The following is a 12,884-nucleotide window of genomic DNA, read 5'->3' as shown; positions in this document are numbered from 1 at the left end:
GGCGTCGCTCTCTCGTCCCGAACTTAAACGACCTCTGCCTCTCCCGAAGCAGGCGGTCTACGAGCGCCCTGTCCGGCCAGATCTGCCGGGGCGGCGCCAACACGAATCCCCCTGCCCACACGCCTGTGGCGACCCCGCGGCCACCGGACCGGCCGCATTCGCCATGTCGGTGTTTGGAGCGGGTGAAGGGAATCGAACCCTCGTCATCAGCTTGGAAGGCTGTTGCTCTACCATTGAGCTACACCCGCGCGGCACAGTCCCGGAACGGGTGGTGGAGGAGGTTGGATTCGAACCAACGTAGGCGTAGCCAACGGATTTACAGTCCGTCCCCTTTAACCACTCGGGCACTCCTCCAGCCCATCCCGGCAGACCACCGCACGTAACATCATGCTGCCGCAAAAACCGCAGCACAACGTCCGCATCGGCGGAAGCAGCGGGCGGTACTTAGAGCGGAGCGCATCGCAATGTCAACACCTAATCCGCCCCTTTCGCCGCCCCGCGACGCGGGCGGACGCATCGTCCGGCGCCGCGAATGCGGATTGGCAAAAGCGCGCCGCTCGTGCGACGTATGCGCTTTGCATCAAGGGCATCCGGAATGACCGACGAATTCGACCGCACACAACGTAGCAGCCCCGGCAACAACCCGGCCCGGCGGGCGGACGGGCAAAGGCCGCGCGGACGGGCGGACGGCCGCCGCGCCCCTGAACGGACCAGCGGCGACGAGGAGGACGGCGTCATCCTTTATGGCTGGCATGCGGTCCACGAGGCGCTCGCCAACCCCCGGCGCCGGTTCCGGTCGCTGCTCGCGACGGAGAACGCCGCCCGCCGCCTCGCCGAGGTTTTCCACAGCCTTCCCGTTTCGCCCACCATCGTCCGGCCCTCCGAAATCGACCGGCGCGTCAGCGCCGACGCCGTGCACCAGGGGCTGCTGCTGCACGCCGAATCGCTTCCCGCGCTGACGATCGAGGACCTCGCGCCCGAATCGCTCATTCTCGTGCTCGATCAGATCACCGACCCGCATAATGTGGGCGCGATCGTGCGCACGGCCTGCGCCTTCGGCGTCGACGCCATCGTCACCACCGCCCGGCACAGCCCCGCCGCCACGGGCGTGCTCGCCAAGGCGGCCTCGGGCGGGCTCGAACACGTCCCCTTCGTCATCGTCCGCAATCTGGCGGGCGCGCTGCAGACCCTGTCGGAACGCGGATACCTGTGCGTCGGCCTCGATTCGGAGGGCGAGCACCCCCTCGCAGCCATCGAGGTGCGCCGCCCGCTGGCGCTGGTGCTCGGCGCGGAGGGCAAGGGGCTGCGCCAGCTCACCCGCGAACGCTGCAACGCTCTCGCAAGGCTCGACGTGCCCGGAAAGATCAAGAGCCTCAACGTGTCGAACGCCGCCGCCGTATCGCTCTACGACGTCACCTCCCGTCTCGCCTCCCCGGTCTGAAACCCCATGTTGCAATGCACCTACGACTTTAGAATCGCGACTTATTGCCAAGGGACAACAGTTACATCCGCAACTACCATTGGTGCTGGAGGATTGTTTCAGGCGCCGGCGAGCTCAGAAAAGGAAGCCCCGTCTGGCAATTCCGTTTGATTGTCGGCGAGCCCCGGAAGAGGGCGCCCGGCGGTCTGGCCGGACGGCGGCTCCGCGGTCCATCCGGTCGACTTGAGGAAACGCAACGAGGGACCACATCAAATGAGCTTTGCCAGCGCGTCGCCAGGGGCCCCGCCGAAGGCAGCCCCCATGACCCGGGAAGAGCGCAAGGTGATCATCGCCTCATCGCTCGGCACCGTGTTCGAATGGTATGACTTCTATCTCTATGGCTCTCTGTCGGCGATCATCGCCGCGCAGTTCTTCTCGGGCGTGAACCCGACAGCCGGCTTCATCTTCGCCCTGCTCGCCTTCGCGGCGGGCTTTGCCGTCCGTCCGTTCGGCGCGCTGTTCTTCGGACGGCTGGGCGACCTCGTCGGACGCAAGTACACCTTCCTGATCACCATCATCATCATGGGCCTGTCGACGTTCATCGTCGGCCTGCTGCCCAATTACGCCCAGATCGGCATTCTGGCGCCGGTGCTGCTGATCGCCCTCCGTCTGCTGCAGGGCCTTGCGCTCGGCGGCGAGTACGGCGGCGCGGCGACCTACGTGGCCGAGCACGCGCCGCCCGGACGGCGCGGCTTCTATACGAGCTTCATCCAGACGACGGCGACGCTCGGCCTCTTCCTGTCGCTGCTGGTGATTCTCGGCATCCGCACATGGCTCGGCGAGGAAGCGTTCCAGAGCTGGGGCTGGCGTATTCCGTTCCTCATCTCGATCGTGCTGCTCGCCATCTCGGTCTGGATTCGCACGCAGCTCGAGGAATCGCCCTCCTTCAAAAAGATGAAGAGCGAGGGCACCGGTTCCAAGGCGCCGTTGACCGAGGCCTTCGGCACCTGGAAGAACGCCAAGATCGGCCTTTATGCCCTCTTCGGCAGCACCGCCGGTCAGGCCGTGGTGTGGTATACGGGCCAGTTCTACGCCCTGTTCTTCCTGACGCAGACGCTGAAGGTCGATTCGGCCACCGCCAACATCCAGATCGCGCTGTCGCTGGCGCTCGCCACGCCGTTCTTCATCGTGTTCGGCTGGCTGTCCGACAAGATCGGCCGCAAGCCGATCATTCTCGGCGGCTGCCTGCTGGCCGCGCTGCTCTACTTCCCGCTGTTCAACGCGCTCACCCGCGCCGCGAACCCCGATCTGGCGGCGGCGCAGGCGTCGTCCCCGGTGACGGTCGTCGCCGATCCGGCCGAGTGCTCGTTCCAGTTCAACCCCGTCGGCACGGCCCAGTTCACCACGTCGTGCGACCTCGCCAAGAGCTTCCTGGCGCGCAACTCGGTGAACTATGAAAACATCGCAGCGCCGGCGGGCACCGTCGCGTCGATCCGGATCGGCGACCGGACGTTCGAAGCCTTCGACGCCCGCAACCTGGCCGCCGAGGAGCGCACGGCGCGCACCGCCCAGTTCCAGAGCGATCTGACCGCCGCCATCCGCGAGGCGGGCTATCCCGCCCAGGCGGACCCGGCGAAAATGAACTACCCGCTGGTCGTCGCCATCCTGTTCGTGCTCGTGCTGCTGGTGACGATGGTGTACGGGCCGATCGCGGCGCAGCTCGTTGAGCTGTTCCCGACCCGCATCCGCTACTCGGGCATGTCGTTGCCCTACCACATCGGCAACGGCTGGTTCGGCGGCTTCCTGCCCCCGACCGTGTTCGCCATGGTCGCGGCCACGGGCAATATCTACTACGGCCTCTGGTATCCGATCGCCATCGCCGTGATGACGCTGGTCATCGGCCTGCTGTTCGTGCCGGAAACCTACAAGCGCGATATCAACACATACAACACGTGACGCGCGCAACGCGTGACACACGCGGCGCCATACGCCGATGGACCATTGCACGCCGGGGGGAAACCCCCGGCGTTCTCATGTCCAAAATCCCGATGCGCTGGCCGGATCGTTCAGGGCCGCGCGATCACGCCGCCCGTTGCGGGCGCGGGCACGCCGGTGGTCGTCGGCAGCGACAGAGGCAGACCGTGGAGGCTGCGCACGGCAAGGAAGGCGAACGCCTGCGCTTCCATCGCGTCGGCCGACCAGCCGAGTTCGTCCGCGATCACCACGCGCGCGCCCGTATTGGCGCCGATGCGGCGCACCAGCTCGCGGTTTCGCGCGCCGCCGCCGCAAACGACCCACAGCTTGGGTGCACCGGGCAGCAGCGGAACGATATGCGCCACGGCGCGGGCGGAAAATTCCGTCAGCGTGGCCGCACCGTCAGCCACCGAAAGCTCGGACAGATTGGGCGAGACGAACGCGTTCCGGTCGAGCGATTTCGGCGGCGGCCGGACGAAGAAGGCATGGTTCATCAGGTTGTCGACGATCGCCTCGTTCACCTCACCGCGGCTGGCGTTGACGCCGTCGCGGTCGACGGGAGAGCCCGTCCGTTTCAGCATGAAATCGTCGATGAGGGCGTTGCCGGGACCGGTGTCACAGGCGATCAGCACGTCGCTGTCGGCCGATTCGACATAGGTGACGTTGGCGACCCCGCCCAGGTTGAGCACCGCGACGGGCCCCGCCGCCCCCGCCTTGCGCACGAGCGCCCGATGGAACAGCGGCACCAGCGGCGCCCCCTGCCCGCCGAGCGCCACATCGGCAGCCCGGAAATCATGCACCACGGGCACGCCGACGTGGTCGGCGAGCGCGCCGCCATCGCCGATCTGCACCGTGAGCGCGTCTTCCGGACGGTGCACCACCGTCTGGCCGTGGAAGCCGATCAGATCGACATCCCCCTTCCCCAGCCGGCAGGAGGCGAGAAAGCCGTCCAGCGCCCGGATATGGCGATGCGTAACCATGGCCTCCGCCTCCGCCAGCACGCCGGGACGGGCGACGCGGTCCGTCAGATTCGCAGCGGCGGCGAGCGCCTGGCGCAAGAGGAGGCGATCCGCCGTATCGTAGGGATGAAAGCCCGCCGGGCCCAGATTCCTGACCGAAACACCATCCGTTTCGACGAGGGCTATATCGATGCCGTCCATCGACGTGCCGCTCATCAAACCGATCGCCCGCAATATCTGATCCGCCATGATGACACCCCTCCCGGCGCACGCCGTTTTCTCGACCGGATGCTTTAGCGCGCAATCATTAAGACATTGCCTGCGGCCGCCGCAAAGGGCCATTCCGCGCGGAAGGAAGGTATGAATGACCCGCACCGATCAACGGACCGGCCCGGCGCTGGCGGCGCAAGCCCCTCGACCGAGACACCCCCGCCCCCCATCGGGGCGCGTCTTTTTTCGGCGCCTTCCCCGGCGCTGATTTCCATTCGCTGAACAACCTGATATAGACCGCCACTGCCCGGCAGACGGGCAACCCGCCAATCCACCATGTAAAGCAGACTGATGACAGCCTTCCGTTCCGACTTCCTCCGCGCGCTCGACGAGCGCGGCTTCATCCATCAGGTTTCCGACGCCGAGGGTCTCGACGCCCTCGCTCTGGAGGGGCGGATAACGGCTTACGTGGGCTATGACCTGACGGCAGCGAGCCTCCATGTCGGGCACATGACGAACATCATGATGCTGCGCCGTCTCCAGCAGACCGGACACAAGCCCATCGTGCTGCTCGGCGGCGGCACCACCCGCATCGGCGATCCCTCGTTCCGCGACGATGCGCGCCCGCTGCTCGACGATGCGCAGATCGAGGCCAACAAGGCCAGCATCAAGAAGGTGTTCTCGCGCTTCCTGACCTTCGGTGACGGCCCCGCCGACGCCGTGATGATCGACAACGCCGAATGGCTGGATGAGCTGAAGTACATCCCCTTCCTGCGCGATATCGGCCGGCATTTCTCCGTCAACCGCATGCTGAGCTTCGAATCGGTGAAGTCGCGCCTCGACCGCGACCAGTCGCTGTCGTTCCTCGAATTCAACTACATGATCCTGCAGGCCTACGACTTCCTGGAGCTGTCGCGCCGCTACGGCTGCCGGTTGCAGATGGGCGGTTCCGACCAGTGGGGCAACATCATCAACGGCATGGAGCTCGGCCGGCGCATCGACAACACCCAGCTCTTCGCGCTGACCTCGCCGCTGCTCACCACGGCCTCGGGCGCCAAGATGGGCAAATCGGCGGGCGGCGCCGTGTGGCTCAACGAGGACATGCTGTCGGCCTACGATCTGTGGCAGTACTGGCGCAACACCGAGGACGCCGACGTCGGCCGCTTCCTGCGCATCTTCACCGACCTGCCGCTTGACGAGATCGCCCGGCTCGAGGCGCTGGAGGGCGCGGAGCGCAACGAGGCCAAGAAGATCCTCGCCACCGAGGTCACCGCCCTGCTGCACGGACGCGAGGCGGCGGAAGCCGCCGCCGAGACCGCGCGCAAAACCTTCGAGGAAGGCGCGCTGGCGCAGGACCTGCCGAGCCACGACGTGGCGCGCGGCGTGATCGAGGCGGGGCTCGGCGTCCTCTCCGCCTTCGGCCCCGAGCACGCCGGTCTCGTCGCCTCCACCAGCGAGGCACGGCGGCAGATCAAGAGCGGCGGCCTCAAGGTGAACGATGTCACGATCACCGATGAAAAGGCCAGGCTGACGCTTTCCGACATCGGCGGCGAAGGCGTCATCAAGCTTTCTCTCGGCAAAAAGAAGCACGTCCTGCTGAAAATCGCCTGAGCGTGACGGGAACCATTGATCTCCCTACTTCGTTTCAAGAGCATCCACGGCAAGAAACGCCGGATAGGCAAGCCATGACTTGGCTGTCCATATCCGGCCACAGCGCTCAACCCGTTGCTGCTGGAAGAACATGGAAGGCCACCCGCGCCTTTCGCCCCCATAGCAGAAGGAGGAAACCATGGGTCGTCTCGATACAAGCGGAACCCTGATCGGCGCCGACAAGGTCGCCGGCACGCCCGTCTACAATGCCGAGGGCGAGAACCTCGGCTCCATCCACGATATCATGATCGACAAACAGACCGGCCGCGTCGCCTATGCGGTGATGTCGTTCGGCGGCTTCCTCGGTATGGGTGAGGAGTATCACCCGCTGCCGTGGGAGGCGCTGAAGTATGATCCCGGACAGGGCGGCTACGTCGTGCACCTGACGCGCGAGCAGCTCGAGGGCGCGCCGCACTTCAACGAAGACGAGGTTCCCCAATGGGGAGACCGCGTCTACGAGAAGCGCGTGCACGACTATTACGGCATCGGCCCGTACTGGATGTAACCGGGCGCGCTATTGCGCAGCGTAGAGCCTGCGGGCGGCGTCGGTCAGCGCCGCCCGCGAGGCGTCGTCGCTGTAGAACATGTGGCCGCCCCGCAGCACCTCGAGCCGCACGCGCGGCGCATTCGCCCCTTCGGCTCCCAGCGGGGTCAGGCGATCGATGATCAACTGGCTGTCGAAATAGGGCGTCACCAGATCGGTGGCGCCGTGCACGACGAGCGCCCTCAGGGCGGGATCGAGCGCCAGCGCGTTGCGCAGGTCGTTGACGGCCTCGGGCACGTTGTCGCGGTTGGCGCCCCAGTTCCAGCCGCGGTTCACCTCGTCGTTGAGCAGGCGATAGGGCGCATCGACACGCCATCCGATCGTGCGGCCGATGAAATCCGCCGCCGCGCTCGTCAGCGGCGCGAGGCTGGCGTTGAGAACCGGGTCCCTGGGCCGGAACGCCAGCGCGAACGGCAGCGGATCGAGGCCGAGCACGGCGGCATCGTAGATGCTCGCGACCGACTGGGTGTCGCGGCCGAGTTCGCGCGCCACCTGGGCAATGTCGAGGCGCCCCGCCTGGTTGGCGATGAACGCGCGGTCGAGCCCGGTGAAGCCCGCGACCCTGTCGACGATGCGCGCCACCGCATCACGATCGCCCGGCCCGCGCAGGAAATCCACCACGAACTGGCCGCGCGCGTATTCCTCGACCTCGCCCAGCGCCGCGCGCGAGAGGGGCTCACCCTTCTTCTGCAGGGCGAGCGCCGCGAGCGACGGCAGGCGGGTGGCAAACGACAGGGGCGAGCCGTCGCTGTCCGACTGGGTGGTGAAGTCGAGCACCGGGGAGATCATGACGATGCCGCTGACGCCGACGCCCTCGGTGTTCTGCAGCCGCGAGGCGAGCTTGGGCACGCGGAAGCCGCCATAGCTCTCGCCGACAAGGAATTTTCGCGATTGCCAGCGGTTGTTGTCGGTGAGATAGCGGCGCACCACGGCCGCCAGTGCGTTGATGTCGCCGTCGACGGACCAGACCGAGTTGCGCAGCTCGCGGCTGTCGCTGACGAAGCGGCTGTAGCCGGTTCCCACCGGATCGATGAACACGAGGTCGGTGAAATCGAGCCACGTCTCGGGGTTGTCCACGAGCGCCGGCGGCGCGGACGGCCCCTCGCCCGCGTTGCCGAACGACAGGCGCTTCGGCCCCAGCGCGCCGAAGTGCAGATAGGCGGAAGCCGCGCCCGGCCCACCGTTGAAGGCGAACGTCACCGGCCGGTCGCCCGCCGCCCCGCCTTCCAGGGTGTAGGCGACATAGCCGATCTCGGTCTGCGGCTCGCCGGCGTCGTTGCGCAGCACGATCGCGCCCGCCGTCACCTTGTAGTCCATTTTCCTGCCGGGGATCTCCAGCGACTGGCTGATGGTGGCCGGCGGCGGCAGCCGCAGGGCCTCGTCCCCACGCGGCCGGGCCGGCTCCTGCCGCTGCGGCGCGCCCGCCGCAGGACGGCCGCCCTCCTGGGCAAGGGCGGCAGCGGCCGGCGCCAACATCAGAAAGGCCGCCGCGGCGGCGGCAACAGCGCGTTTCGGCATCGTTCCGATCTCCACGAGTCATCCCTTTTTCGACCAGCGGCCGTTGTCGTCCTGTTGCCAGTAGGTCGCCTCCAGACCCATGGCGCGCACCTTGCGCCACTCGTCCCGCGCGCGGGCGAGAGCCGCGTCGTCGGTGCCGTCGAACAGCAGCACGATGCGCTGATAGTGCGCCGCATCGTCCCCGATCGACGCGCCGTCGACCAGAAAGCGGATATCGGCGTCGTTGAGGTTGGCGCTGCCCGTCGTCAGCAGCACCGACTCATGGGCGCAGTCGGGTTCCTGATCCGTGCAATGGGGCAGGAATCCGTCGTCGCGGTATGTCCACAGGTGGTCGTCGAGGGCGGCCATGCGTTCCGCCCCCGGCACCTCGATGGCGACGCGCCAGCCGCGCTCGACGCTTTTCTCGACGAGCGCGGGCAACACCGCCTCCAGCGGCTGGCGCTGCAGATGGTAGAACAGGACTTCGGTCATTCGACCTCGTAATGGTCCCGCACCAGCCGGTCGAGCAGCCGCACGCCCCAGCCCGATCCCCACGACTGGTTGGTGTCGGTCTGCTTCGCCGCCATGCCGGTGCCGGCGATGTCCAGATGCGCCCAGGGCGTGTCGTTGACGAAGCGCTGCAGGAACTGCGCCGCCGTGATCGAGCCGGCGAAGCGGCCGCCGGTGTTCTTCACGTCGGCGAACTTGGAATCGATCAGCTTGTCGTATTCGGCGGCGAGCGGCAGCCGCCACACCGTCTCGCCGGTGGCCTTGCCGGCCTTCGCCAGCCGGTCGGCGAGCTCGTCGTCGTTGGAGAACAGGCCGGCGTTCTCCTGCCCCAGCGCCACGAGAATGGCGCCCGTCAGCGTGGCGAGATTCACGATGAACTGCGGCTTGAAACGGCCCTGCGTGTACCACAGCAGGTCGGCGAGCACGAGCCGGCCCTCGGCATCGGTATTGATGATCTCGATGGTCTTGCCCGACAGCGACGTCACGATGTCGCCCGGCCGCTGGGCCTTGCCGTCGGGCATGTTCTCGACGAGGCCGATGATGCCGATGGCGTTGACCTTCGCCCTGCGCTTCGCCAGCGCATGAATGAGACCGACGACGGCGGCAGCGCCTGCCATGTCGCCCTTCATGTCCTCCATGCTGGCGGCAGGCTTGATGGAGATGCCGCCGGTGTCGAAGGTGACGCCCTTGCCGACGAAGGCCACCGGCTGCGCGTCATCCGCGGCGCCGTTCCAGCGCAGGATCACGACCTGGCTTTCGGAGCGCGACCCGCGCCCCACGGCCACGAGCGCGTTGAAGCCGAGTTCGGTCAGCTCCTTCTCGCCGAGCACCTCGACCGCGACGTCGAGCTGCGACAGCTCACCGGCGCGCCGGGCGAATTCCTCGGGATTGAGCACGTTCGGCGGCTCGTTGACGAGCTCGCGCGCCAGATTGACGCCCTGCGCCACCGCCTTGGCCGCCTTGCGGGCGGCCTTGGCCCCGGCGGTATCGGCAAGCAGCACGGTTACCGTCTCGGGCGCGGCGTCGCTCGCCTCGCCGTTGTCGTCCTTCTTGGCTGTCTTGTAGCGCTCGAAGCGATAGCCCCGCAGCGCCAGGCCGAGGGCGAAGTCGCCGGCGGCGGCGGGTGCGGCCGCCTCGCCGCCCGGCAGGTCGAACACGATGTGCGGTGCCGCACCCGTCAGCTTGGCGAGCGTCACGCCGCCGAGCCGCGCCCAGTCGGCGGCGGCGATGTCCTTGGGCGCGCCGAGGCCGACGACGACGAGCCTGTCGATGTCGACGCCCTGGGGTGCGGCGAGCGCGAGCGTCTTGCGTGCCTTGCCGGTGAATTTTTCGACTTTCGCCGCGCGGCGCACGAATTCGAGCCCGGGTTCACCCAGCCATTGCGTGACGAAGGGCGAAAACGTCAGATTCTCATCCGAGAAAACAACCACTTCGCCCCCTTCGGGACGAACGAGATCCTTGAACTCAACCTTTGTGCGACCGCTCATGAAATTCCTCACAAGATCCCGCCGATCACGGCGCCCGCCGAGCGCGGGCGGCCATCAGAGCATTTTCCGGCGTCCGCGTCGATCTCCCCGCCCCGCATTGCACCGATTTTCCAGATAACCCGTCCCGGCGATCGGTCGTGGCCGACACCTGATTTTGAACGGCGCCGGGCTTCGGCGCAAACGCCGCTTCCGGCCATCCGGCGACGGCTGCGAACGGGTGCAACCTTGCGCAACGGACGCAGACCGATTAGTTCGGTAGTGCTTCATCCGTCCGCCAGCCGACCGTGGCCTGGCCGGCGCCCCATAACCGGCAGCTCATGGCTGACAATCCGCAGCCGGCAACCAGAGCGCAGCATAACGACAACGTGATGACCCTGATCGAACGCTACATCCTGCGCAACGTGACGGTGGCGTTCGTCGCCTGCTTTCTGGCGCTGACGCTGGTCATCTGGATCACGCAGATCCTGCGCCAGCTCGATCTCGTCACCGGCCAGGGGCAGACGCTGGGCATCTTCCTGCTGGTGACGCTGCTGTCGCTGCCGGCACTCGTCGTCGTCATCGCGCCGGTGGCGGTGTTCATCGCCGCGCTCTACGCGCTCAACAAGCTCAACGGCGACTCGGAGCTGATCGTCATGAGCGCCGCCGGCATCGCTCCTGGCCGGCTGCTGCGCCCGTTCATGACGCTGGGGCTTGCGACCTTCGCGCTGGTCGCCGCCATGACGCTCTACCTCATGCCGGAGAGCTTCAACACGCTGCGCGACGTCATCACCCGCATCCGGGCCGACTTCGTCGCCAACATCGTCAAGGAAGGCCAGTTCACCACGCTCGATTCGGGCATCACCTTCCACTACCGGGAGAAATCCGGCGACGCGCTGCTCGGCATCTTCATGCAGGACGAGCGCGACCCGGAGAAGATTTCCGTCTACATCGCCGAGCGCGGGCAGACGGTGACGGTCGGCAACGACAGCTTCCTCGTGCTCGAGAACGGCTCCGTGCAGCGGCAGGAGGCGAACAGCCGCGACGCCGCCATCGTCACCTTCCAGCGCTACGCGCTCAACCTGTCCGTGTTCGCGGCGAGCGAGGCGGAGACCGTCTACCGCCCGCGCGAGCGCTCGACCGCCGCCCTGCTCGCGCCCGATCCCAGCGATCCGGTCTACCTCTATCAGGGTGGTCGCTTCCGCGCCGAGCTGCATGACCGCTTCTCCGCGCCTCTCTATTGCATTTCCTTCCTGCTGATCGCCTTCGCGGCGCTGGGCGAGGCGCGCACCACGCGCCAGGGACGGGGCGTGGCAATCGCGCTCGCGGTGCTCGCCGTGGGGCTTGTGCGCATCATCGGCTTCTTCGCCACGAGCGCGGTCGTCCGCGAGCCGCTGGCGGTGCTCGGCATCTACGGCGCGCCGCTGGTATCGAGCGCGATCGCGCTGTTCGTCATCTACGAAGGGCCGCGCGTGCGCCGCTTCGCGACAATGCTCGGGGACACCCTGACGCGCCGGCGGACCATGGCCGCAGCGGCCGGCACGCGAGGCGCATGATGCTGATCGGACCGACGCTGGGGCGCTATTTCGGCCGACGCTTCCTCGGCACCATCAGCGTGGTGTTCGGGACGGTGTTCGTGCTGGTCTATACGCTCGATTTCGTCGAGCTGATGCGCCGCGCGGGCGACGCACAGGACGCCACCGCCTACACCATGGCCTGGCTGTCGCTGCTGCGCACGCCCTCGGTCACCGAGGAGGTGCTGCCGTTCGCCGTGCTGTTCGGCAGCATCGCGGCGCTGCTCGGCCTCAGCCGCCGGCTGGAACTGGTGATCGCGCGCTCCGTCGGCATCTCCGCCTGGGGCTTCCTCTTGCCGGGCGTGGTCGCGGCGCTGCTGCTGGGGGTCGCCTCGGTCACGCTCTACAATCCGCTGTCGGCCACCCTGCGGCAGAAGGCGGCGACGCTGGAGGCGACCATCTTCTCCCAGGGCGCGTCGCTCAGCCGGCGCAACATCTGGATCCGCCAGAAGAGCGTCGACGGGCACGCCATCCTGCGCGCCGGCTCCGCCGTCGAGGAGACGGCCACGCTCCTCAACGTCACCGTGTTTCTCTTCGACGACGACAACGCCTTCACCGAGCGCATCGAAGCGTCGCGCGCCACGCTCTACAACGGCTATTGGGAGCTCGCCGACGCGCGGGTGATGTCGCTCGGCGAGGAGCCGCAGGTCTACGACAACTATCTGCTGGCGACGACGCTCGCGCCGGCGCAGGTGCGCCAGTCGTTCACGTCCGCGAGCTCGATCTCCTTCTGGCAGTTGCCGGATCTGATCGAGCGCACCGAGCAGGCCGGCCTCGACGCCCGGCCCTATCGCCTGCAGCACAATGTGCTGCTCGCCCGCCCCCTGCTGCTGATCGCGATGGTGCTGATCGCCGCTTCCGTTTCCTTAAGGTTCTTTCGATTTGGCGGAATTGCCAAGCTTGTTCTGGGTGGCGTTGTCGCCGGCTTCGTGCTTTATGTAGCGACGGAAATCATGCAGGACCTCGGCGGCGCGGGGATTCTTTCTCCTGTCGTAGCAGCGTGGTTTCCTGGGGTCGTCGGTAGTCTTTTGGGTATCCTCGCGCTGCTGTATCAGGAGGACGGCTAGCACGGGTGCCGGGGAG

Annotated in this window: 10 protein-coding genes and 2 tRNA genes; 6 read left to right on the top strand and 6 right to left on the bottom strand. The window is 67.2% G+C overall.

Translation table 11 applies throughout. From position 1 onward, the window contains the following. Positions 1 to 174 precede the first annotated feature (174 nt). Positions 175 to 248: transfer RNA gene (locus ACUSIJ_RS22645), tRNA-Gly, on the bottom strand. A gap of 21 nt (positions 249 to 269) precedes the next feature. Next, positions 270 to 354, bottom strand: a tRNA-Tyr gene (locus ACUSIJ_RS22640). A gap of 241 nt (positions 355 to 595) precedes the next feature. Here ACUSIJ_RS22640 and rlmB point away from each other — a divergent pair. Further along, positions 596 to 1,441, top strand: coding sequence for a 23S rRNA (guanosine(2251)-2'-O)-methyltransferase RlmB (gene rlmB, locus ACUSIJ_RS22635; protein ID WP_449310686.1), 846 nt, complete (start codon positions 596 to 598; stop codon positions 1,439 to 1,441). A gap of 300 nt (positions 1,442 to 1,741) precedes the next feature. Further along, positions 1,742 to 3,376: an MFS transporter gene (locus ACUSIJ_RS22630; protein ID WP_449310685.1), complete on the top strand. Its 1,635-nt coding sequence runs from the start codon at positions 1,742 to 1,744 to the stop codon at positions 3,374 to 3,376. Positions 3,377 to 3,486: 110 nt separating this feature from the next. Here the strand turns inward: ACUSIJ_RS22630 and ACUSIJ_RS22625 are convergent, their stop codons facing one another. Further along, complete coding sequence (locus tag ACUSIJ_RS22625) at positions 3,487 to 4,602, bottom strand: anhydro-N-acetylmuramic acid kinase (RefSeq protein ID WP_449310684.1); 1,116 nt, start codon at positions 4,600 to 4,602, stop codon at positions 3,487 to 3,489. A gap of 312 nt (positions 4,603 to 4,914) precedes the next feature. Here ACUSIJ_RS22625 and tyrS point away from each other — a divergent pair, with 312 nt between their 5' ends. Beyond that, positions 4,915 to 6,174 (top strand): tyrosine--tRNA ligase, encoded by a 1,260-nt coding sequence (tyrS, locus tag ACUSIJ_RS22620; RefSeq protein WP_449310683.1) that lies wholly within the window; start codon positions 4,915 to 4,917, stop codon positions 6,172 to 6,174. A gap of 178 nt (positions 6,175 to 6,352) precedes the next feature. Beyond that, positions 6,353 to 6,718: a PRC-barrel domain-containing protein gene (locus ACUSIJ_RS22615; RefSeq protein ID WP_449310682.1), complete on the top strand. Its 366-nt coding sequence runs from the start codon at positions 6,353 to 6,355 to the stop codon at positions 6,716 to 6,718. Positions 6,719 to 6,727: 9 nt separating this feature from the next. On the opposite strand, the gene ACUSIJ_RS22610 is transcribed toward ACUSIJ_RS22615, so the two are convergent. From ACUSIJ_RS22610 to ACUSIJ_RS22600, 3 genes are read right to left on the bottom strand one after another with little or no spacing between them, the layout of a single operon-like run. Then, complete coding sequence (locus ACUSIJ_RS22610) at positions 6,728 to 8,275, bottom strand: S10 family peptidase (RefSeq protein ID WP_449310681.1); 1,548 nt, start codon at positions 8,273 to 8,275, stop codon at positions 6,728 to 6,730. A gap of 18 nt (positions 8,276 to 8,293) precedes the next feature. After that, complete coding sequence (locus ACUSIJ_RS22605) at positions 8,294 to 8,746, bottom strand: DNA polymerase III subunit chi (protein ID WP_449310680.1); 453 nt, start codon at positions 8,744 to 8,746, stop codon at positions 8,294 to 8,296. Further along, positions 8,743 to 10,251, bottom strand: a complete 1,509-nt coding sequence (locus ACUSIJ_RS22600; protein WP_449310679.1) for a leucyl aminopeptidase — start codon at positions 10,249 to 10,251, stop codon at positions 8,743 to 8,745. The genes ACUSIJ_RS22605 and ACUSIJ_RS22600 overlap by 4 nt, the downstream gene beginning before the upstream one ends. Positions 10,252 to 10,619: 368 nt before the next feature. Between ACUSIJ_RS22600 and lptF the strand changes: the two genes are divergently transcribed. Beyond that, complete coding sequence (gene lptF, locus ACUSIJ_RS22595; protein ID WP_449310678.1) at positions 10,620 to 11,783, top strand: LPS export ABC transporter permease LptF; 1,164 nt, start codon at positions 10,620 to 10,622, stop codon at positions 11,781 to 11,783. Next, positions 11,783 to 12,868, top strand: coding sequence for an LPS export ABC transporter permease LptG (lptG, locus tag ACUSIJ_RS22590; RefSeq protein WP_449310692.1), 1,086 nt, complete (start codon positions 11,783 to 11,785; stop codon positions 12,866 to 12,868). Before lptF ends, lptG begins: the two co-directional genes overlap by 1 nt. The last annotated feature ends 16 nt before the right edge of the window (positions 12,869 to 12,884 follow it).

Source organism: Pseudochelatococcus sp. B33, from assembly GCF_053570585.1.
This window is presented reverse-complemented; position numbering and strand designations above follow the sequence as displayed.

Bases quoted from the DNA above. Each gene is read 5' to 3' on its own strand.
- ACUSIJ_RS22600 (WP_449310679.1), bottom strand. From the start codon at position 10,251: ATGAGCGGTCGCACAAAGGTTGAGTTCAAGGATCTCGTTCGTCCCGAA.
- tyrS (WP_449310683.1), top strand. From the start codon at position 4,915: ATGACAGCCTTCCGTTCCGACTTCCTCCGCGCGCTCGACGAGCGCGGC.
- ACUSIJ_RS22605 (WP_449310680.1), bottom strand. From the start codon at position 8,746: ATGACCGAAGTCCTGTTCTACCATCTGCAGCGCCAGCCGCTGGAGGCG.
- lptG (WP_449310692.1), top strand. From the start codon at position 11,783: ATGCTGATCGGACCGACGCTGGGGCGCTATTTCGGCCGACGCTTCCTC.
- lptF (WP_449310678.1), top strand. From the start codon at position 10,620: ATGACCCTGATCGAACGCTACATCCTGCGCAACGTGACGGTGGCGTTC.
- ACUSIJ_RS22610 (WP_449310681.1), bottom strand. From the start codon at position 8,275: ATGCCGAAACGCGCTGTTGCCGCCGCCGCGGCGGCCTTTCTGATGTTG.
- ACUSIJ_RS22630 (WP_449310685.1), top strand. From the start codon at position 1,742: ATGACCCGGGAAGAGCGCAAGGTGATCATCGCCTCATCGCTCGGCACC.
- ACUSIJ_RS22615 (WP_449310682.1), top strand. From the start codon at position 6,353: ATGGGTCGTCTCGATACAAGCGGAACCCTGATCGGCGCCGACAAGGTC.
- rlmB (WP_449310686.1), top strand. From the start codon at position 596: ATGACCGACGAATTCGACCGCACACAACGTAGCAGCCCCGGCAACAAC.
- ACUSIJ_RS22625 (WP_449310684.1), bottom strand. From the start codon at position 4,602: ATGGCGGATCAGATATTGCGGGCGATCGGTTTGATGAGCGGCACGTCG.